This is a genomic window from Bacillus sp. V2I10, assembly GCF_030817055.1.
Taxonomy (GTDB): domain Bacteria; phylum Bacillota; class Bacilli; order Bacillales; family Bacillaceae; genus Bacillus_P.
The window spans coordinates 4,321,828-4,345,110 of the sequence record NZ_JAUSYV010000001.1 but is presented as its reverse complement, the minus strand read 5'-3'; the positions used below and the strand labels follow the sequence as shown (position 1 = coordinate 4,345,110).

General features: G+C 40.1%; 36 protein-coding genes, 1 tRNA gene and 1 pseudogene. 25 read left to right on the top strand and 13 right to left on the bottom strand.

The annotated features are described in order from the left end of the window. Positions 1–36 precede the first annotated feature (36 nt). A complete protein-coding gene (locus QFZ72_RS22150) occupies positions 37–819 on the top strand; it encodes an SDR family NAD(P)-dependent oxidoreductase (protein ID WP_307437873.1) in 783 nt (260 codons plus the stop codon). A 188-nt stretch (positions 820–1,007) separates the two neighbouring features. Here QFZ72_RS22150 and QFZ72_RS22145 read toward each other — a convergent pair whose 3' ends face one another. Next, entirely contained in the window at positions 1,008–1,271 is a 264-nt protein-coding gene (locus QFZ72_RS22145; RefSeq protein ID WP_307437872.1) for a YiaA/YiaB family inner membrane protein, read from the bottom strand. Between the two features lie 257 nt (positions 1,272–1,528). Beyond that, complete coding sequence (locus QFZ72_RS22140; RefSeq protein WP_307437870.1) at positions 1,529–1,921, bottom strand: DUF948 domain-containing protein; 393 nt, start codon at positions 1,919–1,921, stop codon at positions 1,529–1,531. Between the two features lie 134 nt (positions 1,922–2,055). Here QFZ72_RS22140 and QFZ72_RS22135 point away from each other — a divergent pair, with 134 nt between their 5' ends. The 5 genes from QFZ72_RS22135 (at position 2,056) to QFZ72_RS22115 (ending at position 4,809) form a co-directional block, all read left to right on the top strand. Then, complete coding sequence (locus QFZ72_RS22135; RefSeq protein WP_307437869.1) at positions 2,056–2,355, top strand: GNAT family N-acetyltransferase; 300 nt, start codon at positions 2,056–2,058, stop codon at positions 2,353–2,355. Positions 2,356–2,646: 291 nt separating this feature from the next. Continuing rightward, positions 2,647–2,775, top strand: coding sequence for an FbpB family small basic protein (locus QFZ72_RS22130; protein ID WP_307437867.1), 129 nt, complete (start codon positions 2,647–2,649; stop codon positions 2,773–2,775). Between the two features lie 15 nt (positions 2,776–2,790). Beyond that, positions 2,791–3,183, top strand: a complete 393-nt coding sequence (locus tag QFZ72_RS22125) for a sporulation protein (RefSeq protein ID WP_307437866.1) — start codon at positions 2,791–2,793, stop codon at positions 3,181–3,183. 4 nt (positions 3,184–3,187) lie between these two features. Beyond that, the gene (locus tag QFZ72_RS22120) at positions 3,188–3,973 is read left to right on the top strand and encodes a TerC family protein (protein ID WP_307437865.1); all 786 of its coding nucleotides are present in this window, start codon (positions 3,188–3,190) and stop codon (positions 3,971–3,973) included. Between the two features lie 380 nt (positions 3,974–4,353). Next, positions 4,354–4,809, top strand: a complete 456-nt coding sequence (locus tag QFZ72_RS22115) for a YdcF family protein (protein WP_373464622.1) — start codon at positions 4,354–4,356, stop codon at positions 4,807–4,809. Here QFZ72_RS22115 and QFZ72_RS22110 read toward each other — a convergent pair. After that, on the bottom strand, positions 4,779–4,997 hold the full coding sequence (locus tag QFZ72_RS22110; RefSeq protein WP_307437863.1) for a hypothetical protein: 219 nt from the start codon (positions 4,995–4,997) through the stop codon (positions 4,779–4,781). The two genes, QFZ72_RS22115 and QFZ72_RS22110, sit on opposite strands and share 31 nt — an antisense overlap. Positions 4,998–5,114: 117 nt before the next feature. On the opposite strand from QFZ72_RS22110, the pseudogene QFZ72_RS22105 reads away from it, so the two are divergent. Together QFZ72_RS22105 and QFZ72_RS22100 are read left to right on the top strand one after the other, a co-directional pair. Then, a pseudogene (locus tag QFZ72_RS22105) lies at positions 5,115–5,738 on the top strand (Ger(x)C family spore germination C-terminal domain-containing protein); the annotation flags it as partial. 78 nt (positions 5,739–5,816) lie between these two features. Further along, on the top strand, positions 5,817–6,440 hold the full coding sequence (locus tag QFZ72_RS22100; RefSeq protein WP_307437862.1) for a spore coat protein: 624 nt from the start codon (positions 5,817–5,819) through the stop codon (positions 6,438–6,440). Between the two features lie 358 nt (positions 6,441–6,798). Here the strand turns inward: QFZ72_RS22100 and QFZ72_RS22095 are convergent, their stop codons facing one another. Beyond that, positions 6,799–7,656 carry a manganese catalase family protein gene (locus QFZ72_RS22095; protein WP_307437861.1) on the bottom strand — a complete coding sequence of 286 codons (858 nt, stop codon included), beginning with the start codon at positions 7,654–7,656 and terminating at the stop codon, positions 6,799–6,801. A gap of 57 nt (positions 7,657–7,713) precedes the next feature. Next, positions 7,714–8,217, bottom strand: a complete 504-nt coding sequence (locus QFZ72_RS22090; RefSeq protein WP_307437860.1) for a DUF3231 family protein — start codon at positions 8,215–8,217, stop codon at positions 7,714–7,716. A gap of 141 nt (positions 8,218–8,358) precedes the next feature. Between QFZ72_RS22090 and QFZ72_RS22085 the strand changes: the two genes are divergently transcribed. Then, positions 8,359–8,595 carry a WGxxGxxG family protein gene (locus QFZ72_RS22085; protein ID WP_307437859.1) on the top strand — a complete coding sequence of 79 codons (237 nt, stop codon included), beginning with the start codon at positions 8,359–8,361 and terminating at the stop codon, positions 8,593–8,595. A 59-nt stretch (positions 8,596–8,654) separates the two neighbouring features. On the opposite strand, the gene QFZ72_RS22080 is transcribed toward QFZ72_RS22085, so the two are convergent. From QFZ72_RS22080 to QFZ72_RS22070, 3 genes are all read right to left on the bottom strand, one after another. Further along, positions 8,655–9,794, bottom strand: coding sequence for a zinc-dependent alcohol dehydrogenase (locus QFZ72_RS22080; RefSeq protein ID WP_307437858.1), 1,140 nt, complete (start codon positions 9,792–9,794; stop codon positions 8,655–8,657). Between the two features lie 187 nt (positions 9,795–9,981). Further along, positions 9,982–10,317: an ArsR/SmtB family transcription factor gene (locus QFZ72_RS22075; protein WP_307437857.1), complete on the bottom strand. Its 336-nt coding sequence runs from the start codon at positions 10,315–10,317 to the stop codon at positions 9,982–9,984. Further along, positions 10,317–10,742, bottom strand: coding sequence for an SRPBCC family protein (locus tag QFZ72_RS22070; protein WP_373464621.1), 426 nt, complete (start codon positions 10,740–10,742; stop codon positions 10,317–10,319). Before QFZ72_RS22070 ends, QFZ72_RS22075 begins: the two co-directional genes overlap by 1 nt. 169 nt (positions 10,743–10,911) lie before the next feature. Here QFZ72_RS22070 and QFZ72_RS22065 point away from each other — a divergent pair, with 169 nt between their 5' ends. Next, positions 10,912–11,172 (top strand): nucleotidyltransferase domain-containing protein, encoded by a 261-nt coding sequence (locus QFZ72_RS22065; RefSeq protein ID WP_307437855.1) that lies wholly within the window; start codon positions 10,912–10,914, stop codon positions 11,170–11,172. Between the two features lie 5 nt (positions 11,173–11,177). Continuing rightward, entirely contained in the window at positions 11,178–11,408 is a 231-nt protein-coding gene (locus QFZ72_RS22060) for a hypothetical protein (RefSeq protein ID WP_307437854.1), read from the top strand. On the opposite strand, the gene QFZ72_RS22055 is transcribed toward QFZ72_RS22060, so the two are convergent. Beyond that, positions 11,405–11,548, bottom strand: a complete 144-nt coding sequence (locus tag QFZ72_RS22055) for a hypothetical protein (protein WP_307437853.1) — start codon at positions 11,546–11,548, stop codon at positions 11,405–11,407. The two genes, QFZ72_RS22060 and QFZ72_RS22055, sit on opposite strands and share 4 nt — an antisense overlap. Between QFZ72_RS22055 and QFZ72_RS29625 the strand changes: the two genes are divergently transcribed. From QFZ72_RS29625 to QFZ72_RS22035, 5 genes are all read left to right on the top strand, one after another. Then, a complete protein-coding gene (locus tag QFZ72_RS29625; protein WP_373464713.1) occupies positions 11,511–11,606 on the top strand; it encodes a hypothetical protein in 96 nt (31 codons plus the stop codon). The two genes, QFZ72_RS22055 and QFZ72_RS29625, sit on opposite strands and share 38 nt — an antisense overlap. Positions 11,607–11,922: 316 nt before the next feature. Beyond that, complete coding sequence (locus tag QFZ72_RS22050; protein ID WP_307439935.1) at positions 11,923–12,906, top strand: TAXI family TRAP transporter solute-binding subunit; 984 nt, start codon at positions 11,923–11,925, stop codon at positions 12,904–12,906. Between the two features lie 62 nt (positions 12,907–12,968). Next, positions 12,969–13,478: a DUF1850 domain-containing protein gene (locus QFZ72_RS22045; protein WP_307437852.1), complete on the top strand. Its 510-nt coding sequence runs from the start codon at positions 12,969–12,971 to the stop codon at positions 13,476–13,478. Beyond that, on the top strand, positions 13,468–15,435 hold the full coding sequence (locus tag QFZ72_RS22040; RefSeq protein ID WP_307437850.1) for a TRAP transporter permease: 1,968 nt from the start codon (positions 13,468–13,470) through the stop codon (positions 15,433–15,435). Before QFZ72_RS22045 ends, QFZ72_RS22040 begins: the two co-directional genes overlap by 11 nt. Before the next feature lie 530 nt (positions 15,436–15,965). Beyond that, positions 15,966–16,037, top strand: a tRNA-Val gene (locus QFZ72_RS22035). A gap of 93 nt (positions 16,038–16,130) precedes the next feature. Here QFZ72_RS22035 and QFZ72_RS22030 read toward each other — a convergent pair. The 4 genes from QFZ72_RS22030 to QFZ72_RS22015 all read right to left on the bottom strand — a co-directional run bounded on the left by QFZ72_RS22030 (position 16,131) and on the right by QFZ72_RS22015 (position 18,283). Beyond that, on the bottom strand, positions 16,131–17,279 hold the full coding sequence (locus QFZ72_RS22030) for a tyrosine-type recombinase/integrase (RefSeq protein WP_307437849.1): 1,149 nt from the start codon (positions 17,277–17,279) through the stop codon (positions 16,131–16,133). 23 nt (positions 17,280–17,302) lie between these two features. Further along, positions 17,303–17,683, bottom strand: a complete 381-nt coding sequence (locus QFZ72_RS22025) for a hypothetical protein (protein WP_307437846.1) — start codon at positions 17,681–17,683, stop codon at positions 17,303–17,305. Beyond that, on the bottom strand, positions 17,676–17,843 hold the full coding sequence (locus QFZ72_RS22020) for a hypothetical protein (protein WP_307437844.1): 168 nt from the start codon (positions 17,841–17,843) through the stop codon (positions 17,676–17,678). Before QFZ72_RS22020 ends, QFZ72_RS22025 begins: the two co-directional genes overlap by 8 nt. Before the next feature lie 179 nt (positions 17,844–18,022). Beyond that, the gene (locus QFZ72_RS22015) at positions 18,023–18,283 is read right to left on the bottom strand and encodes a hypothetical protein (protein ID WP_307437843.1); all 261 of its coding nucleotides are present in this window, start codon (positions 18,281–18,283) and stop codon (positions 18,023–18,025) included. 203 nt (positions 18,284–18,486) lie between these two features. Here QFZ72_RS22015 and QFZ72_RS22010 point away from each other — a divergent pair, with 203 nt between their 5' ends. The 9 genes from QFZ72_RS22010 to QFZ72_RS21970 all read left to right on the top strand — a co-directional run bounded on the left by QFZ72_RS22010 (position 18,487) and on the right by QFZ72_RS21970 (position 23,195). Beyond that, entirely contained in the window at positions 18,487–18,612 is a 126-nt protein-coding gene (locus tag QFZ72_RS22010; RefSeq protein ID WP_307437840.1) for a hypothetical protein, read from the top strand. Positions 18,613–18,782: 170 nt separating this feature from the next. After that, on the top strand, positions 18,783–18,920 hold the full coding sequence (locus tag QFZ72_RS22005; protein WP_307439933.1) for a CD1375 family protein: 138 nt from the start codon (positions 18,783–18,785) through the stop codon (positions 18,918–18,920). Then, positions 18,917–19,153, top strand: coding sequence for a hypothetical protein (locus QFZ72_RS22000; RefSeq protein WP_307437838.1), 237 nt, complete (start codon positions 18,917–18,919; stop codon positions 19,151–19,153). Before QFZ72_RS22005 ends, QFZ72_RS22000 begins: the two co-directional genes overlap by 4 nt. A 117-nt stretch (positions 19,154–19,270) precedes the next feature. Continuing rightward, positions 19,271–19,528, top strand: a complete 258-nt coding sequence (locus tag QFZ72_RS21995) for a hemolysin XhlA family protein (RefSeq protein ID WP_307437836.1) — start codon at positions 19,271–19,273, stop codon at positions 19,526–19,528. A gap of 1 nt (position 19,529) precedes the next feature. Then, the gene (locus tag QFZ72_RS21990) at positions 19,530–19,772 is read left to right on the top strand and encodes a phage holin (protein WP_307437834.1); all 243 of its coding nucleotides are present in this window, start codon (positions 19,530–19,532) and stop codon (positions 19,770–19,772) included. A gap of 40 nt (positions 19,773–19,812) precedes the next feature. After that, complete coding sequence (locus QFZ72_RS21985; RefSeq protein ID WP_307437832.1) at positions 19,813–20,646, top strand: N-acetylmuramoyl-L-alanine amidase family protein; 834 nt, start codon at positions 19,813–19,815, stop codon at positions 20,644–20,646. A gap of 78 nt (positions 20,647–20,724) precedes the next feature. Next, on the top strand, positions 20,725–21,519 hold the full coding sequence (locus QFZ72_RS21980) for a 3-phosphoshikimate 1-carboxyvinyltransferase (RefSeq protein ID WP_307437830.1): 795 nt from the start codon (positions 20,725–20,727) through the stop codon (positions 21,517–21,519). 411 nt (positions 21,520–21,930) lie between these two features. Then, positions 21,931–22,332, top strand: a complete 402-nt coding sequence (locus QFZ72_RS21975; protein WP_307437827.1) for a GlcG/HbpS family heme-binding protein — start codon at positions 21,931–21,933, stop codon at positions 22,330–22,332. Between the two features lie 56 nt (positions 22,333–22,388). Then, the gene (locus QFZ72_RS21970; protein ID WP_307437826.1) at positions 22,389–23,195 is read left to right on the top strand and encodes an SDR family oxidoreductase; all 807 of its coding nucleotides are present in this window, start codon (positions 22,389–22,391) and stop codon (positions 23,193–23,195) included. The last annotated feature ends 88 nt before the right edge of the window (positions 23,196–23,283 follow it).

Below are 23,283 nucleotides of genomic sequence, written 5' to 3'. Positions count from 1 at the left end.
TGGAAAAAATGAGAAACATAGAGAGGGGTTTCTTACATGGATTTAGGGTTAAAAGGGAAAGTGGCATTAATTACAGGGGGCAGTAAAGGAATTGGGTATGAAACGGCATTGCACCTGGCTCTTGAAGGAGTAAGCGTAGCTATTTGTGCAAGAAATGAAGATAAACTGCAACAGGCAGCACTGCAAATATTAAAAGAAACAGGATCAGAAGTGTTTTATATTGCAGCTGATATGACAAAGGAAAATGAGTGCAGAGAAGCTGTTAATAAAACGGCTGAACACTTCGGACATCTGGATATCCTCATAAATAATGCAGGCACTTCTTCAGCCAATCCATTTGAGAAAGTAGATGCTTCCCTTTGGCAGCAGGATCTTGACCTGAAATTATTCGGTGCGATCCATTGTTCACGTTACGCCATTTTGCATATGAAGGAAAATGGAGGCGGTTCCATCATTAACGTTACAGCTTCTATTGCAAAAACACCTTCTGCATCTTCCTTGCCAACAACAGTCAGCAGGGCAGCGGGCATGGCGCTAACAAAAGCAATGAGCAAGGATCTTGGCCCTGACAACATTCGCGTCAACACTGTCTGTATCGGGCTCATCAGAAGTGATCAAATTGAAAAAAAGTGGAAAATGGAAGCACCAGAGCAAACCTGGGAACAATATGCAGCAGATCCCAAACATCAAATTCCGCTTGGTAGAATCGGAAAAACGGACGAAGCCGCTAAAGTCATTACTTTTCTCGCCTCTGATGCTGCTTCTTATATAACGGGAACAGCAGTCAATATCGATGGCGGAAAGTCTGGTGTGCTATAAATATCCATCCCAGAACTTTGATAATGAGCAACATACAGCAATCCTTCGCCACTTAAGGATTCCACTATTTGACACACTGACCTTGATGCAATGTATTTTGATCAGTGGGAGTTGCTTTCAGATTAAGAGGAAGTTAAACAAATGAAAAAAAGAAGGCACACACCTGCACCTTCCAATTTATCAGCCTATTAATCCATGGATTTGCTGAGATTCTGCTTGCGTTCCTGTTCGGCGATCATTTCGTCATCTTCGGCGTTATCCCTTGTCACTTTTTGAGTTAGAATGGCTCCTACTGCAACAAGCATCATAACGGCAATGTAGTATCCTTTTTCATTCAGCTGAAGATTGTCTGCGTTGTAAAGACCGATACAAAATAATGCGACACCTGCAATAAAAGTGAAATAGGCTAAGAACGTGAATGCTGGTGTATTTCTTCTTCTGTACTTTTGCATGTTTATGACCTCCCTGATAGTAAAGTTATGTAAGTAAAGACTTAGATATAATACTATAATTTACCTAAAATGAAACCTTTGTATTTAATTTTTTTACTTTCATTAGATGTATTTGGAAAAAAGTTAATATTTTTGATAAAGAAGAAAGTATTTTATGCATATTGGCAAGTATTGGACACAAACTGGAAAGTAAAATCTTCATTATGGAAAGTAATGCAGAAAAAGAACGATCTGCCGTCAGCAAATCGCTCTTTTTTTCACTTTACATTAATGTGAACAGGCCCCTTAATTCGGACTGGAGGTTCATTTACTGAAACTTCGGTGCGCGGGTGCCGTTTTCCGCCAAAAACGGCACCAACCTGTTTAATCGAGCTTGTTACATTATGAATCATTTCTCCCACATCCTGTGCGGATTCAAGCAGCGGATCGACCGTTTTAATTTTCCCTTTCACATCAACGGTAATCTGATTAGCTGTATGTATCAGCTGCTCTGCTTCTTCGGTCAGGCCATTTACCGCATTTCTGACCTCAGCAAGCGTCTTGTTTGTTTCATCAAGTGTGACCATCCCTTTTTTTAATGTCCCGACCAGATTGACTGCAAGAAAAATAAATGCGCCTGATGCTCCTGCTACACTCAATTTTATAAGCATTTTTTCACTCCTTTTTACTTTCACTTTATGTTTTTCCGGGAGCGTACATTCCTACATTTAAGAGATAGAAATTTAATGGGCAATTACGGTAAACTATTGGTGGTATAGACAAAGAGCATGAGTGACAGAAAGGGATGCCTTCACTAGCCCTTGCTCCTATGGCGGTTAAACCGGGGTTTCAGAAAGAGGGCGTTGGTTCTTTGCTCATACGTGCAGGACTGAAACACTGCAGAGAACTGGGTTATGATTCAGTCATCGTTCTTGGACATCCGGAGTTTTATCCTAAGTTTGGTTTTGTTCTTGCAAGCAGCAAAGGAATTAAGCCGCCGTTTGAGGTTCCGGATGAGGTGTTTATGCTGACTGAGTTAAAGCCGGGTGCGCTTGATAAAGCAGCAGGTGTTGTCAAGTATCCGCCTGCTTTTATGAATGTGTGATCTTGGCCTGATATTCAAAATTCTTATTATTTAGTGTTGACACAAATTCAGATTGCCTTTAAGATGAGAGTATACAAATCGAATAGTTCTCCTAAAGGGGAGTAGCTTTTACAATAGAGTCGTCATTTCGAAGCATTTGCTTCCGGCCCTATTGGCAACTATTACGTTGTTAGCAAGACCTTTACCTATAACGGTAAAGGTCTTTTATTATTTTCCAGATAAAACCTTTGCCGGATCACAGGCAAAGGTTTTTTTTATTCGAAAAATGTCATGGAAGGTGAGATGAAAAAAATGAAAAAAGTCAGAGGTTCAATTGAAAAGCTTATTAGAGAAAACAAAGAGGAGCTGCTTAAAGATAAACGCCAGCTCGAAAAAATTGAAAAACGCATAGATGATAAATATTCAAAAGGAAATTCATAAAGGGAGGAATGTCCAATGATACTCAGAAAATATATGTCGATTTTAGGAATAGGCTCAGCACAGATTGATCTTATTCTGCCAAAGGAAGAGTTTCAGCCGGGAGAATGCATAAACGGTTATTTTTTAATTAGAGGCGGTGTCATTGAGCAGCAGCTGAAACGGATCGATTGTGATTTAGTTATGGCAGATTTGTCATCACGAACTGAAAAGGTTATAGAAACAGCCAATATCTTAACGTCTAAACAAATTGAGTCAGATGAACAGAACCGGATCGATTTTATTTTCCGATTGCCTAAGGATTTAGCAGCTTCTACTGAAGAGAGGTCGTATTACTTTAATACAAGACTTGTTTTTGATGAAGGTGTAATCAGTAAGGATCAGGATTTTATTACGATAAAGGAGGACTAATTAGATGGAAATGACAATGTTAATGGAATATGGTTGGGTTCTGCTCCTGTTAATTGCGATTGAAGGGCTGCTCGCGGCAGATAATGCCCTTGTGTTAGCCATCATGGTGAAGCATCTTCCTGAAGAGCAGAGAAAGAAAGCCTTATTTTACGGTCTTGCAGGGGCGTTTGTTTTCCGCTTTGGATCCCTTTTCGCCATTTCTTATCTCGTTGATGTATGGCAGGTTCAGGCAATTGGTGCTCTTTACTTGTTGTTCATCGCAGCAAATCATATATTGAGAAAACTTGTTTTTAAGAAAAAAGAAGATGAAGCCAAACCGGGCGACAAGAAAAAGTCTGGATTCTGGACAACAGTGCTTAAAATTGAGCTTGCGGATATTGCCTTTGCGGTTGATTCAATTCTTGCAGCCGTAGCTCTTGCCGTTACCCTTCCAAATACGAGTCTGCCTCAGATTGGCGGCTTGGATGGGGGCAAGTTTCTCGTCATTTTTGCTGGAGGAATCATCGGACTTGTGATCATGCGATTTGCGGCAAACTTCTTTGTGGAGCTGCTTCATAAGAAGCCTGGCCTGGAAATCGCAGCCTTCGGAATCGTGGGATGGGTCGGAGTGAAGCTCTCAGTTTACACGTTGTCTCACCCTGAGCTCGCTGTATTGCCTGAAGGATTCGCTAAATCTCCTCTTTGGAAAATCACATTCTATGTTGTCCTTGTTGGAATCGCATTAGCAGGATGGTTTTTATCAAAAGAGAAAAAGGCAGTAACACCTGTAGATCAAGTGAGAAATGCGTAAAATTGAATCGGTATCTTTTTTGCCATAGCTGGCAAGGGGGATGCCGATTTTTCTTTGCCGGAGAGTTGAAACGGGATTCAGGCGAGTTGGAGTCCTGATCCTCTAAGTAAAGAACCTGCACCATAGCAGCCAGAAAAAGAGCAATTAATACGACTTAAAAGAAAATCGAAAAATTACTAGTTTTTTCCATGTAAAATCATTTATAGTGAACCTATAACCTATTAAACAATAAATGGACGAACCTGAATGAAAATAAAGATACCAATTAGAAAGATTCTTTTCACACTGGTGGCAATAGGCCTTATCTATACTGGCTTTTTACATTACAACATCCACAGGTACAGTTCAGAAAAGCCGATTGTAGACGTGATTATTTAATTGTGCTCGGTGCAAAGGTAAATGGCACGGTTCCGTCGCTTGCCCTGCAATACCGGGCGGATGCAGCAGCAGAGTATTTAATAGAAAATCCAAATGCGATTGTGGTTGCTTCAGGGGGACAGGGGCCAGGCGAAGAAATAACGGAAGCAGAGGCCATCAGCAGAATCCTGCAAGATCATGGAATAGAGGAATCCCGTATAATAAAAGAATCAAAGTCTACAAGTACGATAGAAAATTTGACCTTCTCAAAAGCAATGCTTCCTCCAAGTGCAAAAAAAGGTCTCATTGTTACAAATGATTTCCACATCTACCGTTCATGCATGGCTGCAAAAGATCTTGGTCTTGATGCCAAAGGGCTCGCAGCTAAAACGCCAAAAATGGCTATCTTAAAATCTTATACTAGAGAATATTTAGCCATCACAAATTACTATGTAAAGAGCCGTTCTGAGGCAAAATAAAAAGAACCATCTTTTCCGTCTCCCTGGAAATGGTTCTTGTATTTTTGCTTAAATAGCTGCTCTTTTTTTGTTTTTGTTTGTCTAGTGCGCAAATCCTGAAAAACAAATGGGCTTCTTCCAGCCTCCGGATTTCTTTCTCCTTCGCGCAATTTCTTCAATCGCTGTTTTTTTGCCTTAGATTGACTCATACTTAAACACTCCTTGTCATGTATTTCTGTCTAGTATACGAGGAAATGCGCCTTTTTGTACAGTAAATGGAAAAAAACAGACTGTGTCTGCTTCTTAAAGGATGCATTGAATAAAAGGCTGGTTCTTCAGGACTCACATATGTACAAACCTTAAGATACATTGTGATGCCGCAGGCGCTTCGCAGAATGGTGCCGCCCATTGTAAGTCAATTCATTTCGCTGTTAAAAGATACATCGCTTGTTGTGGTCATTACGCTTCCGGAAAGGGTTGCTCTTTTTAACGAAGATCGCTTAGTCGATACCATAAATCTGAAAGAAGGATATATTTTAAAAGTCCTATATGAAAAAATCCGCAAAGGGATCATTGAAATCGATTTAAATGTAGACAGGGAGGTCAGCATTCAAAATCTTTCCTCCAACGCAAAGTTCAAACCTAAAAAAACAATAAACGGGTATAAGTTCAATGTCAGCATAAAAATGGATGGAAGAGTCATGGAAGGCGAAGGATTAGATCTTACACAAAAGAAGAATATTGAAAAAATTGAAAAGAAAACAGAAAAAATGCTGGAAAAAGAAGCTCTAGCTTTGCTTGAAAAGCTGCAGAAATTAAATGTCGATCCACTCGGCATTAAGGAAGAGCTAAGACAAGCTGGCTACAAAGATTGGAAGAAGCAATATGGCTCTGTTCAATTTGAGGTAGACGCAGCGGTTCATCTGATACAGGCAGGGATTATGGAATGAGGAAAAGACGAATAGATTTCCCTCTCGGATACAGAATAGGTATGTATGTATTAAAATGATAAGAGAGGAATGAATAAAATGGATCAATCAATGAACAATACAGGATCTGAAAACATGCACACTGGAGCTGTGCCGCCCCAATTAAGCCATGGCGGACATGAGATGTTTGATGTATCTGAAATTTTATCTGGTGCCATCAATACATTAAACTTATATACCATTTTAAAACCGCATGTTAAAGATCCGGAACTTCTGGATATGATGAACCGACAAGAGCAATTTATGATGACGGAATACAACACGATTGTTGAGTGTTTTCAGACAGGTATGAAGCCTTCAGTTTCTACGGAAGTCTACAATATGCAGCAGGGAAATGACTTTGTTTATGGCCTTAAACCTTCACCGCCGATGAAGCCGATGAAGATGCCTGAGGAAATAAATGATCAGGTTATTTCAGACCTCATGCTCGGCTCTGTAAAATCAATTGCGTCTTTAAAAGGTATGGCTACGACAGAGGTAGCAAACCCGGTTGTCAGAAGAGTTTTGGCTGATACCATTCCAAATTGCATTGAAATGGCTTATGAGATTTCGATTTACCAAAATAAGCATCACTATTATCAGGTTCCACAGCTTACAGAAGGCGATATGCAGCAGATGGTGAATTCATATGCTCCAGCACAATCGAAAAATCTTCCGAATTGAATGATTTCTGCCAAAAAAAGACCTCTCAAGATTGAGAGGTCTTTATCCTTGATCCATTGCCTTGATTTGAAATTTTTCTTACAAACCCTATAAAAAATCGTGTAAGAAAGGTAAGTGTGATTGTAAAAAACTGATAGTCGAATTCCAGCCTTAATGATAATTAATTAATTTTGTATTTTTTTCGAACCAGTCACAGATCACTTCGCCGACATGAAGCGGTGGTAACAAAAAGAAGAACGTTTCTTATGAGGTGAGTTATGACAAGAGCCATCGAATCCATTTCAGCTATTATCAAAAACTTTATTGATAAAGATCCTAACATGAAAAACAGCCCTGAGGAAAAGGCCGTTTTTAGTATTTATTGATTGATATCGTTAATGCCAGGGCTGTGTTCATTCGGTATAACTGGAAAATCTGGTACAGGATAGCCTTTTGGGGGATCTGTAACCTGTAAGTCACCGCTGTCTCTGCTAGGAGATTCTCCGCTGAAAATTTCGCCAATACGGGTTGAATCAAGCCGGAAATTAAATTGTGCATTATGAAAGCCCATCTCCACATATTTCCGGCATTCAGGGTACTTATTAATATCATAATTTGGGATTGGAAATATCTTGCCCCAGTTAACTCCTAATGTTTCAAGAGCTTTGGCAAATGCATTTTGATGGGCGTTGTCGCGGACAATCAAAAATGCAAGGGTTTCTCTGAAGGTTTTATTAGAGCTCATTTCATAAATTCTTGATTTTTGCAGAACACCTGTTGATTCCAGGATTACATTATTAAGCAAATCGCTGATTAAATTTCCGTGGCTGTACACCCATGATCCGTTCCATGGATTCCCTCCAGCATCGACAGGCAGTGAAGCTTGTGCTCCAATAATATAATGATGAGGATTTCCATGCATGACAGGGTCTGCAAGAGGTGCTTGACTAGGACCGGAATTTCCTGCATCATCTACTTCACCTGATCCATTTAAAAGCTGATTAATAGTTGTTTGAACAAGTTCTACGTGGCTGATTTCTTCTAGAAAAACGCCTCTGATCAAATCTCTGTATTGTTTATCTTTTCCTCTGAAATTGGCACTTTGAAAAGAGTATTGCATCATTGTCCGCATTTCACCAAATTGGCCGCCCAATGTTTCCTGTAAAACTTTTGCCGCAGCAGGATCCGGTTTGTCCGGAACAATCATATTGATTAAATCTTCTTTATAAAAGTACATGTCCTGACTCCTTTTTAAAGTAAAATAAGGCAGCAAGAAACTACTGCCTGTTTTTCATTATTTATCTAAATGAAGAGGAGGCGGAATTAACCAGCCTTTTTCTTTATTTAATTGAAGGATTTTCCCGCCGTATTGAACTTTTTTAGCATGATACTGAGTAAACAGCTGGGCAATATCTTCTCGAATACATTGTCCAATCATGGTACTGTCAGCTACTAATCCTTGAGCAAGGTCTTTAGAGATGCTCATAGCCACTTCTGAATCTGAAATGCGCGCTCCCGCAGGGATTTCTTCTAAGTTTGCATTTGGTCTTTCAGGGGGGGCAGGCGGCAAACCGACCTCATTCTTTTTTAAAAGTGTTTCAAGTTCTTCAATGCAAGGCAAAATATTATTTTTAATGATTTGATCAATTAATTTTTTCAAATCGGCATCACCAGTGTGATAGTAATAAACTTGATAAGCTGCATGAGATGCTTTTGCAACAGATAACGCACTCCATACTCCGAATACCTCTCCATAATGCATTGGTTCATCTGTAGGATTTCCGCTGAGAATACCCATTCACTCCATTTCATATTTTAAAAACTACAAATTCTATTTTGCTCCAGATGATTTAATTGATACTGTTTTTTTAAAATATAAAAAAGAAGAATAAAAAATTCTTGTATGAAGAGAATAATAATAAAAAATGGAGGTGTTCTCTTGAAGAAAAATGTAATGATGATCCTATGTACAATGGTTATCGCGGTTATGATGTCTGGTGTAAACGTCCAGGCAGAAAATAACGACAATAACAGAAACGATAATATAGGCACAAGAAATGTAAATACAGAAACGGCCGCTGCAGCTGACGATAATATGGACATGGGATGGATTGGTTTATTAGGTTTAGCAGGGCTGTTAGGTCTTAGAAGAAAAGATAGAGATCGCAGGGATTAAGATACCTGCAGACACACAAAAGCATGCGACAAAATGCTGCATGCTTTTTCTTTATGAATTTATGGCTTTAAAACAACCTTCACACAGTCATCTTCATGATCATTAAAAATTTTGTAAGCCTCACTGGCTTTGCTTAAAGGAACTCTGTGAGAGACAATTTCAGTTGGATCCAATTTTCCTGATGTAATCATATCAAATAGCATTGGCATGTAATGAATAACAGGTGCCTGTCCCATTTTAAGATTGATGTTCCGTTCGAAAATATTGCCAAGCGGGAACATGTTATATTTTGAACCATATACACCTGTCAGCTGAATGGTCCCGAACTTTCTGAAAGCATTCATCGCAATTTCAAACGGGCTGAGTGTTCCGCCTTGCAGCTTCAGCTTTTGGCCGATTTCTTCAAGTGCTGACTTTTTCCCGTCCATTCCGACACAATCGATCACGGCATCTGCTCCGCCGCTTGTCAGTTCTTTGATGTGAGAACCTGTATCTTTAAAATCATCAAAATTGATGATTTCAACATTGTTCATTCTTTTTGCCCGTTCTAATCTGTAAGGAAGATTATCAACAGCAATGACCCGTTTAGCACCCTTCATCCAGGCGAACTTTTGAGCCATTAACCCAACTGGTCCACAGCCAAGCACCACAACGGCATCATCGCTTTTTACGTTGGCATTTTCAATGCTCCAATACGCAGTAGGCAAAACATCTGACATAAACAGCAAGGCTTCATCCTCAAGCTCAACAGACTCAGGGATGACAAAAGGCATGAAATTTCCAAACGGCACTCTTAAGTATTCAGCCTGACCGCCCGGGTGATTCCCGTACCTCTCTGTAAATCCAAAGTAACCGCCTGTATCAATTTCTGGATTGGGATTTGAGTTATCACACTGGCTTTCAAGGTCGTGCTTGCAATAGTAGCAGCTTCCGCAGGAAATATTAAATGGGATGACAACTCTGTCGCCTTTTTTAACTTTTGTTACTTCTGGCCCGACTTCCTCCACAATCCCCATTGGTTCATGGCCAACAACATAGTCTTTTTCAGCAGGAAGGGCTCCTTGGTAAATATGTAAATCTGATCCGCAAATGGCCGTTGAGGTAATTTTGACAATGATATCGTCTTTTTTCTGAAGCACGGCATCAGGAACTTCCTTCACTTTCATTTCCTTCATTCCCTGAAATGTGACAGCTTTCAATTTAACAACCTCCTGAATAATGTAATAGGTTTGATATACCCGCTGAAAGATAGAATAAAATGAAAAAAGGGGAAAATGAGTCTTTTGTCTGATTTTTTACGTGATTCTTTCTCAGTATTTGAGAATACTTCTTGAAATATTAAAAAAGAACAGCGTCCCTTTTAAGGGACGCTGTTCAAATGGTCTTTCATTTCTCGTTTTCATTAGGCTCCTCAACAAGATGCTTCAGTATAGACAGCTTGTTATTCCAGAATTGCTCGTAATAGGAAAGCCATTCATGTAATTCCGCAAGCGGCTCCGGATGAAGCCTGTACCTTTTTTCTCTTCCTGTTTTTCTCCCGCTTACAAGTTCAGCCTCGGAAAGAATGTGAAGATGTTTGGCAATCGCTGTTCGGGTTACTTGAAAATGGCTAGTGATTTCAGAGATCGGCATCTCTTTTTCTGCAAGCAGCTTTAACACTTCTCGGCGCGTTGGATCAGCGATAGCCTGAAAAACATCATATTTTTGTGCAGAAGATGACACTAGTTTCCAACAACCTCTCCCAGGCGTTCGATAATCTTAATCCAGCCGTGATTCATGCGGTCGCGAATGACAGAGGCTTTTTCATTGGCTTTTGGCAGAATCGTGTCTGGTTGCTTCCAGCCGCCATGGATAAGGGTAAACTCCGTTTTTCCTTCCATTTCTTTCAATAAGAAAGAGACGATCCAGCCATCTGTATCCCATGTAAATGAAAGCCGGTGAGGGGGCTCCAGCTGGATCACTTTACATGGTGACGGGCCGAACGGGGATTGCAAGTGAAATTCATGGCCAACTTCGGGCTGAAAATCATTCGGCATAAACCATGCGGCAATTCCTTCAGAGGTGGAAACGGCATTCCATACTTTTTCAATGGGAGCGTTGTAGACAACAGTCTGTGTAATGTCCTGTAAATTAGTTTGATTCATCATGTATTCTCCTTATCGTAAATATAAAACCATTTGGTTTCGTATTTGATTATATAAATCCATTTGGTTTTATGTCAATGAAATATATTTTGTCAAAGTAAATCAAAACCAACCATCCATCCATCCATCCATCCATCCATAACATATAATTGAATAAAATGGAGGGTTTGAGATGAATAAGCTGCAACGTAAAATACCAAATGATTTACATAATTTTATTGCTTACTTTGCCCGAAATTTAGTCTATGAATTCGGTGATATTATCAGCGGCATCTACATATATGGATCCATCGCCATGAGTGCCTATCATGAGGGTACGAGCGATATTGATTTTATTGTGCTATTGAGAAAAGAGCTGACAGCTGAAGAATTAACCCGTCTGAAGAGTGTGTATGAGAAGTTAAATAAAAAATCACATATGGAAAACGGTTAGACGGCATGTATCTGCAGCTAACTGACACGGGTAAAAACTACAGCCAACTTTCTCCATATCCATATTGCTCGAATGGAAAAACCACAACCGGTCATTGGGATGTAAATGCCGTAACATGGTGGATATTAAATCATTATGGAATCACTCTTTACGGCATTCCTTCAGAAAAGCTTGAAATTGATGTGAAATGGGCGGATATAGAGGAAAACATGAAAGGAAATATCAATCACTATTAGTCAGGCAAATTAAAAAAGCCGTATCTCTTTTTATCTGCTGAAATGGCTGAGTTCACAATCCTGACTCTGTGCAGAATCATCTGTCCCTTAGAAACAAAGGAAATCGTTTCAAAAATAGAAGCTGCAGAACGACTTCTCATTACACTTCCGGAAAAGTGGCACCGAATAATGAAAGAAGGCATCATAATAAAAAATTAAGAAGAATCTTTATACAAGAATCGTCTGCATAGAGCAATTGACTGCCATGGTTTTTTAAAATATGCGGTTGAATACTGTCAGCTACATTATTTTAGGGAGTAAAAATAAGTCTCTGCTCATTTGCAGGCTTATTTAATGAAATCTACCTAAATCTCATAGTATTAGATGTTACATATAGAACCGCCTCAAATAGTATTATATTAGATAAATTTCCAATAGTAAGAATAGATTGACAATTATCTCTGAACATATGGTAATATAAAAAAGTGATAATGTTACAATTAAATGACAAAAAGGGGGAAATTTCCTAGTGAAAATGGGTAAAAGTTTATTTGTAGTGATGCTGCTTGCTCTTATCATGATTATTTCTGCATGTGGCGGAAACGATGCAACATCAGGTTCCGGCGGTGGTTCTGGCGATTCCAAGCCAAAAACGCTGCGGATTTTAACAGGCGGAACGGGTGGTACATATTACCCTCTTGGCGGATCGTTTGGAGATATTATTTCTGACAGCACAGATTACAAGGCAACCGTTCAGTCATCAGGAGCTTCTGTTGAAAACATGCAAACCTTAAAAAGCGGAGACGCTGAAATTGCATTCTCTCAAACAGATATTGCTACTTATGCTTTAAAAGGCGAGAGTATGTTTAAAGATAACAAGATTGATAACGTACTGGGACTTGGTACGTTATATAACGAAACAGTTCAATTAATCACAACGGAAAAAAGCGGAATTAAATCCGTTGCAGATCTAAAAGGCAAAAAGGTTTCCGTTGGAGCAATCGGTTCAGGAGCTTATTTAAATGCTACTCAAGTTCTAGAAGTTCATGGTTTGACAGTAGATGATATTCAGGCTCAAAACCTTTCATTTGATGAGTCAACAGAAGGAATTCAGGGCGGCAGCATTGATGCGGCATTCGTAACAGCCGGAACACCGACAGCTGCAGTTGAAACCCTTTCAGCTCAAAATGAAGTCGTTGTCGTTCCTCTTGAAGCTGACAAAGTGAAAGAGCTTATCGAAAAATATCCTTTTTACTCAGAGGATGTAGTACCAAGCGGCACATACAAGATTGGTGAAGACGTTCATACAGTAGCTGTAAAAGCGATGCTAGTTGTTCAAGATGAGCTTGATGAAGATCTCGTATACGACATTACAAAATCAATTTTTGAAAACACAGATAAAATCGCTCATGCAAAAGGAAAATTAATCAAAGCAGACACGGCTCTTGAAGGAATCGGCGACTTAAAGCTGCATCCTGGTGCAGAGAAATACTTCAAAGAAAAAGGCGTATTGAAATAATGGTTTAAGGGATAGGCCGCAGCGAAACTGCGGTCTATCGCTTAATTTTGGAGGGGAAAAGGATGAAAAAGAAGCTATTATCAGTCTCCATGCTTTTCATCTCAATTATTCTCCTCCTTTTTTTCCCGTTTAAGAAAACCGTTGCTTTTCATTACGAAGATACAAGGAAGCTATTAGCCTACATTTCTGTTCAAGATATGGATACCTTTCAGATCAAGTACACACATTCCATTCATCTGACTGATGTCATTGAAACGTATGAACTTTCGAATAAACAGATCAAACAAATTGAGCTTTCATATGACACCTTTGCAGTAGGCATGCCATCCGGGCCTGAGGGTGAAGAAATTTTTGAGAGAAAGAATGGCCGGTATATCATTTCAAATATGAATCGGACATTTCCGTTTATTGACCTCAGCACGGGACAGGTAGTAGCCAATCATAGAGCAGTATACAAAGGAAAAGAATATGAATTGAAAAAATACATAGAACCCGGTACATGGATCAGAATCAGCTATGAAACCATGAATCTTTTTCAGCTTTTGAAAGGAGTGAAAATGAATGAAGGATGAAGAAATAAAGTTTTTATCACTTGAAGAACAGCAGGAAATTCTCGAAAAGTACGATCCGGAAGCTGCAACGCGAAAGCTCACAGGAATTATGGGATGGATTGCATTCCTCGGTTTGCTGTCATTCTCCCTTTTTCAATTGTACACAGCTATTTTTTCCGTATTTACTGCTCAAATTCAGCGTTCCGTCCATTTAGGATTTGCACTTGCGCTTATTTTTCTATTATTCCCTTTAAGTAAGAAAAAGAAAGAAACCGGCAAGTGGCAAGTTGGCTGGTATGATATTGTGCTCGCACTGCTCAGTATTGTCGTAGGGGCATATTGGCCGCTTTTTATGGAAGATATCGCAATGCGCGTTGGAATCTTAACGACAACTGACTTTGCAATTGGAATTATTGCGATTCTGCTCGTTCTAGAAGCAACAAGAAGAGCGGTTGGCCTGCCTATTACGATTATTGCCATTATTTTTATGCTTTACGGGATATTTGGACAATATATGCCAGGATTTCTTCAGCATGGGGGCTTGAGTCTCGAACGATTGGTTCAGACGATGTTTTTCACAACAGAAGGTATTTTAGGAACGCCTCTAGGGGTTTCGGCAACATTTATTTTCTTGTTTCTGTTATTCGGTTCCTTCTTAATTCAAACAGGTGTAGGCCAATATTTTAATGATTTATCAGCTGTAATCGCTGGAAAAAGAGTCGGCGGACCGGCTAAAGTAGCCATTTTTTCAAGTGCCCTGCAAGGCACAATCAGCGGAAGCTCAGTTGCGAACGTTGTAACCTCTGGGGCATTCACCATTCCTATGATGAAAAAATTAGGATATAAAAAGGAATTTGCCGGGGCTGTTGAAGCAGCATCTTCAACTGGTGGTCAATTAATGCCGCCAATTATGGGAGCAGCTGCTTTCTTGATGGTGGAGTTTATTGGAAATGGCATCACTTACTGGGACATTGCAAAAGCTGCAGCCATTCCAGCTATCCTTTATTTCACTGGAATTTGGATCATGACACATTTTGAGGCGAAACGATTAGGACTGCGGGGATTAACAGAAGAAGAAATGCCTAACCGTAAAGAAGTCGCGAAGAAAATCTACCTTTTGCTTCCGATTTTAGCGATTATCATCTTGTTAATGACAGGTATTCCAGTAATGCATGCTGCACTTTATTCGATTTTAATCGCCATAGTAGCCGGATTTATAAATAAAGAAACAAGAATGGGTCCCAAAGCTATCATTTTAGCATTGGTAGATGGTGCAAGAACAGCTTTGTCTGTAGCGGCGGCAACTGCAGCTGCAGGTATCATTGTTGGAATTGTTACGAAAACAGGACTTGGGTTAACGCTTGCAAATGGGTTAATTGACCTTGCACAAGGCTACATTATACCAACATTGATTTTCACAATGATCGCATCCCTAATTTTAGGAATGGGATCACCAACAACGGCAAACTATGTCATCACATCAACAATAGCAGCACCTGTTATTATATTCATGGGCTATCCGGATTTAGCTGCCCATCTATTTGTTTTCTATTTTGGAATCATTGCAGATATTACACCGCCGGTGGCACTAGCAGCTTTTGCTGCTGCCGGAGTATCCGGAGGAGAGCCTATTCGTACAGGGATACAATCGTCGAAGCTTGCTATCGCAGCATTTATCATTCCATACATCTTTGTTCTTTCCCCAGAAATGCTATTAATCGATACAACAGTCCCAGAAGTCATTTGGGTTGTATTTACAGCACTCACGGGAATGATTGCAATTGGTGCTGGAATCATAGGCTATTGGATGAGACCTATGAACTGGTTGGAACGAGTCCTGGCTATCATTGCAGGCTTGCTATTAATCTATCCAGAGGGAATTTCAGATGCAGTCGGTCTAATTATGTTTGCAGGATTGTTTGCTGCACAGTTCTTTATGAATAGAGATAAAGATCAGAAAATAGTACAGCAGGCATAATAAACTGATGAAGCATGAAAATCAACTTGATTTTCATGCTTTTTTAAACAGCAACCCCAGATGATATCTAGGTATTACGTCGATTATTGTCCGGGAAATGAGTCGAATAGGATTCTGGATATATGGTAAAATATTCTTTGAGTTTTGTAGAGGTGATGAAAGTAGATACTGATATGAAAAAGGGCCTAAACTGCATAGGTACTTCCGTTATTTTTGTATAGGATTCTTTTTCAGTATCTATTCTTGCCATTCTGGTTAGATTCCTGATTATCTAATAAAGATGATAAAAGGGAATTTATCCAAGATCCTCTGGGTTTGAATCGCTTCTTTCGACGGTGCTTTACCGATAAAACAAAACGGACACACCTACTCTGTATAGATTTTAATTTTAACCCTCATCTGTATTCCACCACCATGTGATAAACTCATTGCAGCAGACAAAAAGAAGCGGTGGAGAGCGTGAATAATTTTTATTGACATTGCGCACGCAGCCTCATATAATAGAGTTTGTCAGCAACACTACATACTGCGACTTGTTAGCTCAGTGGGAGAGCACTTCCTTGACAGGGAAGGGGTCGGGGGTTCGAATCCCTCACAGGTCATATACCTATAAACGTTGATATAAAAGGGTTTCCCGATGGGAGACCCTTTTATTTGTCTTTAAAAAGAATTAACTGACTAAACGACTGACCGATTTAATTTCTGACCTTTAAAAAGGCATTTCCAACGTCTGAATCCATTTTTTTAGTGACATGTGTATATAAGTTCATCGTGGTCCCAATATCTTTATGACCAAGTCTTTCTTGGATAGCTTTCATACTAAAACCTTCACTTAATAAATAGGACGCAGATGAATGTCGAAGGTCATGAAAAGCAATTTTCTTAAGGTCGTATCGCTTCACGATTCGCTGCCAAAACTGACTAACAGAAGAAGGGGAGTAGGGAGTGCCATCTAAATTGGCGAAAAGGAGATTCACATGTTCACCTTTTACAGTTTTAAAACCCTTGTACTCATCTCTAATTTTCATTATTTCTATTTTTCGTTCTTTCCTGTACTCATATACTTCTTTCATTGTCACTTCATCAAATGTCACTATTCTTTCTTCATCTGTTTTAGTTGATTTAATCCGCAGCCCGAATTCTTTTGTCTTTTGAACGGATCTTTGTATCTTTATAGTGTTGTTCTCAAAGTCTAAATCCTTGTCCATATCTATTGCGAGAACCTCGCCACGTCTCAATGCTCCTGTTAAAGCTAATGTAATCATAAGTCTCTGATGGGTAAGGACATTATTAATAACTTTAAAAACCTTCATCATTTCGGCCTCATCATAGTAATCTTTTTTACGAGCTTTAACTTTTGGTTTAGGTACGTCAAGGGAGATATCCTTTTTTATATATTCAAATTCAGCAGCATAGCGGAATAAACTTCGAATACACCGGTGTCTTTTTTCAAGTGCGTATTGACCAACACCATTTTTTTCTTCCTTATTTAAAAATCTAATAATATCCCTGGCTAGAATTTTTTGCAGCCTAGCTTTTTTAAATTCTGGAAGAACTGATTTTTCAATCACATATTTATATGTCTCGTAAGTGCCTGGATCCAATCGATATGGAGCATATTCCTCTTTCCACTTCATGTAGAGCATTTCAAAGTTAATATTGTTGTTATCGACGAAAACCCCATCCATTAGTTCAACCTCAAGGCGAGCAAGAAGCTTCTTTGCTTCTTTATCGTTTTTGCAAGGTAGGTTTTTAAACTTGCGAATTCGGTTCCCTGCTGAATCATATCCCAACTCTAATCTGAATTCGTAAGTGCCAGGTCTTACAGGTCTAAAACTGCTCATATTCAATTCCCCCTTTAATTTTTCTAAACATTTATGACAAAAGATTTCTTTCTTCTGTTTGGAAGTAATCTTAGTACTTCTTCAATATCTGGAATAGGTAGAATAAATTGTCTGATTTCTGAAGGGCATAAATTGTATTTTCTAATCCGTTGGCTTACATTTCTTAAATCGATTCCAACTCTGTTTGGAATATTTTGATTGAAGATCAAATCAGACTTGAAGATAGATACACTTAAAATTGAATCATTATATTGATCTCGATTAAAATACTCAAAAGGTGCAATTGCATCAAAGAAAAACCTATTCCTATCCCAAGAAATCTCATTTTGTTTAAAGGTAAGTACATACCAATATGGTACGAGATCACCATTTACATAGTCGTAATATACTCGTTGTCTAGGCATTCATTACTCTCTCCTTAGCTGCAACTTGACTTCTTAATTTTGAAAGTATTGCCTTAGTTTCATCAGAATAATTATCGGGGTTAACTTTTGGATATAGTGTTTTCATTTGCCTTTTAAACTCTTCGTCCATCTTCGTTTGTATAATCTGATTTTTAAACAATATAAGGCGCTTCCTTGCAAACTCTGTAGTAACATTAAACTTTTTTGAAATAAGGGGAACTCCTGCCTGTACATTCAAAAAATCGTTTATTTGAAAATTTAACAACATGAAAGTGGGAATGCAAAAATGCATGGAGAAGTTTTCAGATTTTGCTTCTTGTATGTCTAAAATTTGATTACCTAGAAGTAATAATTGGTTCGCTTCTTGCCTAATAAATGACATAGTTCATGTCCAAAATCTTGCCACTGCTCAGCAGATGAAATTCTATTATCAATTATTATTTCATTCCTAAAGATACGACTTGAAAAATCCTGAAGCTCGACATGTAATCCTATACGATTTGCGATATCTAATAAATCTAGTTGATGAGGATGAAAAATACCTATATTGTTGTAAAAAACTTTTATCCAATCCTCTAACAAAGTTGTTACATATTTCAAGAGAGTGCCTCCTTAATCGAATGTATGTTCTGTTTTTAGCTGTAAAAGAAGCCCTATTATAAATATAGGGAAAGTACGTTCGGTTTTATGGTGAAAATAATAGCCCGAAGAGGGGCTTTTATTTTATAGGAGATGTCAGGCGGAACAGGCTGGGTTTCATTGTCTAGCGTAGTATTTAAGGCTGAAAAATAAGAGGTGTGAAAATGGAGGAGTATATAGTTGTAAATGAAGAAGGAAATGTCATTGACTCTGTCCTTTTAACTGATAATCAAAAAATCCCTGATAACCACTTTAAACCGTGGGGAGATCGGGGGGTTTTTTGTACCTAAATGGAGTTTTGAAAGAAACGAATGGATTGAGAGCCTTACAACTGAAGAGATTGCAATAATAAGAGAAGAAATAGCAGATTCACAAAATCAAATTACAGCAGATGAAATGAACGGGATTTCGATTTTAGAATTATCCAATCTAATATTTGGAGGAAAGGGAGTTGAGTGATGTGTTAGCAATGTTATATGCCACTTACATTATGAAAGGGAAATGGACGTATTCAAATGTTCCCGAACAATTAAAGCCACAGGTAAAGCATATTCTTATTGATGAAGGTCTAGGCCATCTAACAGAGGAAGGAGCATGAAGGCCGACGTTAAATACATGGTGGAAGATCTAAAAAATCAGATTAGTAGACTTTCTGAGGAAAGAGCTCTTTATTATGCTATCGGAAAAGAACATGAAACAAAGTGCAATCAACTTCAAGGGAATATAGAGATGCTGACTCAGCAGCTGGAATCATCGAAAGAAAAAGAAAAGATACTTAAAGATGAAATTGAAGAATTGAAAAATAAGCATAGCACCGAATCAGAAGCCTAAAGGCTTTTTTTGTTTGTCTTAAATCTCCCAGCGCTTGGAATTTTCTTTCTAACTAAGGAGGTGATCTATCGCGGTGAAAAAAAATAAAAGGGGGCGTCAGAATTGGAGGAGAGTGTCATGGATCTATGGAAACAATCCATTCAAAAAGAAATAGATGACCTTAAATCACAATCTGAAAAGTCCAAAGAAGAAATAGAGAAACTGAAGCAAGTTACAGCTTTTCATGAACGTGATATTAAGGATATTAAGGATACACTCAGGGACATCAAGGAAGATACAAAATGGCTCAGAAGATCCATTACAAACGCTATTATTGTTGCAGCAATTGGGGGAGTAATAGCAATCGTATTCACAGCACTTAGAGGAGGAATTTAAAATGATGAAAGATACATTCACTTTACTTGGAGGGTTCCTTACAGCCCTTCTTTTCTTTTTCGGAACAATTGGTATTTCATTCGAGTGGTTTACTGAAGCAAGTATAAATGCTTTCGTGTTTGCCGCAGCTGCATTCGTGGCTCTTGTCATCAATCTATATGCCGTTTGGAAAAACACTCATATTAGCAAAAAAGCTCAGTTGCAGAAAAAAGCACTTCAAGCGCAAGGATTAATGAAAAAATAAGGCTGCCTCCGGGTGGCTTTTTATTTTGGGAGGAATTTAAATGACAAAGTTAATTGTAATTGATGACGGCCATGGTTTAAGAACACCAGGTAAAGAAACAGATATACTCCCGGAATTGGGACGGAAAGTGAAAGAAAACGAGTTCAATAGTGCATTTGCAAAGTACTTAGAAATTGAATTAAGACGGTGTGGCTTTAGGACTCTACAACTTGCCCCAACTGATTCTGACACTCCTTTAAAAACACGTACTGACTTAGCTAATAGATCAAAGGCTGATTTGCTTATAAGCGGTCACTTCAACGCAATCACTGGGAAGTTTGCAACATCTAAAGCTGAAGGGTTTTCTGCCCATGTTCAAAGCCCAACAGGCGCAGCTGCTAATTTTGCTCGAATAGCTCTTAAGCATCTTTCTGGAGGTACTCCTCAGAAGAATAGAGGGCTTGTAAAGCAGAACCTGCACATGACTCGAGAATCAAATATGCCGGCAGTACTATTTGAGTTTGGCTTCATGGACAACCTGAGAGAAGCACGGCTCATGCTAAATGTGGAATTCCAGAAAGAATGCGCTCAAGAGGTTGCTATTGCAGTTTGTGAATACTTTAGAGTTGACTACGTACCAGTGGCAAAACCAACTGCAGCTACCAAGCCTAAAACGCAGGAATCAGTTCAAATTCTTACTGGTGGCTTAAGCCCCGATTCTGTCAAATTAATATCACAGTTTTTCAAGTCTAAGAAATGGTGGGGACAGATTCAATTTTCAACTGATGGAGAAAATCCTCGTGCTTTATCTGGTGGCCTTAGTCCGGTAATGAGAGCAGAGTTTGAAAAATGGTTAAAAGCTCGTAAATGGTATTATGAGGTATTCCTCAAGTAACAAAAAAGGCCCTTGTCTTGTGAGGAGGGCTATTTTTATAGGTTTTGTTAAAATTAATAAAAATGAAAATGATTTAAAGTGGAGAATCATAAATTTGATGCAAGAGCCCGAAGTCCTTGGACACCATTAAAAAATGTAACTAAAGTAAGTGTTTCACCAAGTAAAAGTAGAATAGATGGCTCGATTACTATTCCCGGAAGTAAAAGTTTAACAAATAGAGCTCTAATTATGAGTGCTTTAGCTAATGGAAAGTCTAAAGTTTCGGGTATCTTAAAAAGCGATGATTCGTATTGGTGTATAGATTCCTTAAAAAAATTGGGTGTAAATGTAGATGTTCAAAATGAGACAGCTTACATTGAGGGAAAAGGTGGCCAATGGGATTCGGGTAATTTATATATTGGTGCGGCAGGTACAATTGCTAGGTTCTTACCTGGAGCATTAGCTGTATCTAGTGAAGGGATATGGGAAATTGAAGCAAGTAAAAGTATGAGTAAAAGACCTGTTTCACCATTAATAGATGCCTTAAGGGAACTTGGTGCTGAAATAAAATATTTGAGGAATGAAGGTCACTATCCATTGCTAATTAAAGGTCAAGAAATATTTGGAGGCGAGGTTAGCCTTTCGGGTAGTATTTCTAGCCAATTTATAAGTGGTTTATTGATTGCAGCACCTTATTTCAAAGAAACAGGAAAGGTTGAACGGTATATGACTAGTAAACTGTACGAACGGGTTGTGCACGCCTTTGAACCGGTAATAGGATTGGTCCAGGCGCTATCCTATCCTATTGGAATAGTGGTCATGCTGGGCGGCGGGTTGTTCGTGATGATCGGCAACAGGGAAAAGGGATTTGATATGATAGCGAAGGCAATTTGAGGGAGTGGGTGGATTAAGCCTACAAGCGAATTAACTGTTCAGATGATGGCAAAAGGGTGGGCGGTTTCATCTGTTCATCCAGCCCCGAAATGCCGGTTCGATATGATAGCGAAAGTGGGGCTAGGGTATCTTTTTGTTCAGTCGTTACCAATGCTGATGGACTTATTGTTTTTGAATAGCAATGGTTCATTTTTGAGGTTCTGTTAATTAAATCAACAATTGGAATGCAGGCTGTGCAAAATCATCACATATTTTCCGTGAAAATTTTGCACAGCCTATTTTTTTGCGAAAAGTATCATGATTGAACCGAATAGACAAGAAAAATGGACTTTTCTGAAAAGCTCGGATCAGCGAACGAGATTATAATTAACCATGCAAGCGCAACTATTCCTAATAGAAAGGAGAATATATATGATTACAGCAGATCAAGCCCGCAAGATCATAGCCGCCGGCGAGGCGCGGGCCACAGAAATTGGCGTTCCGGTCAATATTGCAGTCCTGGACGCCGGCGTGAACCTGAAGGCCTTTGGCCGGATGGACGGTGCCCTTCTGGGCTCCATCGACATCGCTCTCGGCAAGGCCCGAACAGCCGCGCTGTTCGGCATGCCCACCGAGGCGATCGGTGAATTCTCCAAACCCGGCGGTACCTCGCCCGGCCTGGAGCAGACCAATGGCGGTCTGGTGGTCTTCGCAGGCGGCCTCCCTCTGCTGGACACCAGCGGCATCCTGATCGGCGCAGTCGGCGTATCCGGCGGTGCAGTAGCTCAGGACCTTGACATCGCCCAAGCCGCGGCAGCGGTGCTCGGCAACTGAACAGCAACCAAAGCACAACCATCAACCCATCTGAATGTGAAAGGAATGAATGTATCATGAACACCAAGACTATCCTAATTACCGGCGCTGGCTCGGGCTTCGGCAAGGCAGCGGCCATCGGCATGGCCAAGAATGGACACAACATCATCGCTACCGTCCACGTATCCTCGCAGGTGACCCCGCTGCGCGAGGAAGCCGCAGCCCTCGGCCTCACCAACCTGCGCGTCGAGCGGCTCGACCTGACCGATCCTTATGATATCAAGCAGGCGCAGTCCTGGGACTTCGACGTACTCTGGAACAATGCGGGCATGGGCGAAGCCGGCCCGGTCTGGGAAATGCCTGTCGATCTTGTCCGCAAGAATTACGAGGTCAACGTCTTCCTGCCACTGACCCTCACCCAGGGCGTTGTCCAGAAATGGGTCCGCGAGGGCAAGCGTGGCAAGGTCGTCTTCACTTCGTCCATGGGCGGCCTGTTTACCCCGGCCAACTGGGGCACCTATGTTTCGACCAAGCATGCGCTGGAGGCATTCGCCGAAGCCATGCAACAGGAGCTGGCCCAGTATGGGATCAAGGTCCAGACCATCAATCCGGGCGCCTATTACACGGGCTATAACGAGACGATGGCGGACAATCCGTTCCGCTGGCTCGACGACGAGGTCAACTTCACAAAGCGCGCCGATCTGCGCAAGGGCTTCGACGACTTCTTCGCTACGCCTGAAGGCAAGATGGATGCGCAGGAGATGATCGATCGCATGATCGACATCGTCCCTGCCGACGAAGGCAAGTTCCGAAACGTCGTCCCCCAGGTGATCGAGGACATGTTGAAGGAACATCAGCTCGCCGCTTGGGAAAACCGGATCTGACCTCAACCCACCACCGGGCGGCGCCTCAAGCGGGTGCCGCCCGTCCTTATGTAGCCATCATGAACATCCGTTATGATGGAAGACTTGA

Excerpts from the sequence above, each read along its gene's own strand:
- QFZ72_RS22150 (WP_307437873.1), top strand. The coding sequence starts at position 37 with ATGGATTTAGGGTTAAAAGGGAAAGTGGCATTAATTACAGGGGGCAGT.
- QFZ72_RS22145 (WP_307437872.1), bottom strand. The coding sequence starts at position 1,271 with ATGCAAAAGTACAGAAGAAGAAATACACCAGCATTCACGTTCTTAGCC.
- QFZ72_RS22140 (WP_307437870.1), bottom strand. The coding sequence starts at position 1,921 with ATGCTTATAAAATTGAGTGTAGCAGGAGCATCAGGCGCATTTATTTTT.
- QFZ72_RS22135 (WP_307437869.1), top strand. The coding sequence starts at position 2,056 with ATGCCTTCACTAGCCCTTGCTCCTATGGCGGTTAAACCGGGGTTTCAG.
- QFZ72_RS22130 (WP_307437867.1), top strand. The coding sequence starts at position 2,647 with ATGAAAAAAGTCAGAGGTTCAATTGAAAAGCTTATTAGAGAAAACAAA.
- QFZ72_RS22125 (WP_307437866.1), top strand. The coding sequence starts at position 2,791 with ATGATACTCAGAAAATATATGTCGATTTTAGGAATAGGCTCAGCACAG.
- QFZ72_RS22120 (WP_307437865.1), top strand. The coding sequence starts at position 3,188 with ATGGAAATGACAATGTTAATGGAATATGGTTGGGTTCTGCTCCTGTTA.
- QFZ72_RS22110 (WP_307437863.1), bottom strand. The coding sequence starts at position 4,997 with ATGAGTCAATCTAAGGCAAAAAAACAGCGATTGAAGAAATTGCGCGAA.
- QFZ72_RS22100 (WP_307437862.1), top strand. The coding sequence starts at position 5,817 with ATGGATCAATCAATGAACAATACAGGATCTGAAAACATGCACACTGGA.
- QFZ72_RS22095 (WP_307437861.1), bottom strand. The coding sequence starts at position 7,656 with ATGTACTTTTATAAAGAAGATTTAATCAATATGATTGTTCCGGACAAA.
- QFZ72_RS22090 (WP_307437860.1), bottom strand. The coding sequence starts at position 8,217 with ATGGGTATTCTCAGCGGAAATCCTACAGATGAACCAATGCATTATGGA.
- QFZ72_RS22070 (WP_373464621.1), bottom strand. The coding sequence starts at position 10,742 with ATGATGAATCAAACTAATTTACAGGACATTACACAGACTGTTGTCTAC.
- QFZ72_RS22065 (WP_307437855.1), top strand. The coding sequence starts at position 10,912 with ATGAATAAGCTGCAACGTAAAATACCAAATGATTTACATAATTTTATT.
- QFZ72_RS22060 (WP_307437854.1), top strand. The coding sequence starts at position 11,178 with ATGTATCTGCAGCTAACTGACACGGGTAAAAACTACAGCCAACTTTCT.
- QFZ72_RS22055 (WP_307437853.1), bottom strand. The coding sequence starts at position 11,548 with ATGAGAAGTCGTTCTGCAGCTTCTATTTTTGAAACGATTTCCTTTGTT.
- QFZ72_RS22050 (WP_307439935.1), top strand. The coding sequence starts at position 11,923 with ATGGGTAAAAGTTTATTTGTAGTGATGCTGCTTGCTCTTATCATGATT.
- QFZ72_RS22045 (WP_307437852.1), top strand. The coding sequence starts at position 12,969 with ATGAAAAAGAAGCTATTATCAGTCTCCATGCTTTTCATCTCAATTATT.
- QFZ72_RS22040 (WP_307437850.1), top strand. The coding sequence starts at position 13,468 with ATGAAGGATGAAGAAATAAAGTTTTTATCACTTGAAGAACAGCAGGAA.
- QFZ72_RS22030 (WP_307437849.1), bottom strand. The coding sequence starts at position 17,279 with ATGAGCAGTTTTAGACCTGTAAGACCTGGCACTTACGAATTCAGATTA.
- QFZ72_RS22025 (WP_307437846.1), bottom strand. The coding sequence starts at position 17,683 with ATGCCTAGACAACGAGTATATTACGACTATGTAAATGGTGATCTCGTA.
- QFZ72_RS22010 (WP_307437840.1), top strand. The coding sequence starts at position 18,487 with ATGGAGGAGTATATAGTTGTAAATGAAGAAGGAAATGTCATTGACTCT.
- QFZ72_RS22000 (WP_307437838.1), top strand. The coding sequence starts at position 18,917 with ATGAAGGCCGACGTTAAATACATGGTGGAAGATCTAAAAAATCAGATT.
- QFZ72_RS21995 (WP_307437836.1), top strand. The coding sequence starts at position 19,271 with ATGGATCTATGGAAACAATCCATTCAAAAAGAAATAGATGACCTTAAA.
- QFZ72_RS21990 (WP_307437834.1), top strand. The coding sequence starts at position 19,530 with ATGATGAAAGATACATTCACTTTACTTGGAGGGTTCCTTACAGCCCTT.
- QFZ72_RS21985 (WP_307437832.1), top strand. The coding sequence starts at position 19,813 with ATGACAAAGTTAATTGTAATTGATGACGGCCATGGTTTAAGAACACCA.
- QFZ72_RS21975 (WP_307437827.1), top strand. The coding sequence starts at position 21,931 with ATGATTACAGCAGATCAAGCCCGCAAGATCATAGCCGCCGGCGAGGCG.
- QFZ72_RS21970 (WP_307437826.1), top strand. The coding sequence starts at position 22,389 with ATGAACACCAAGACTATCCTAATTACCGGCGCTGGCTCGGGCTTCGGC.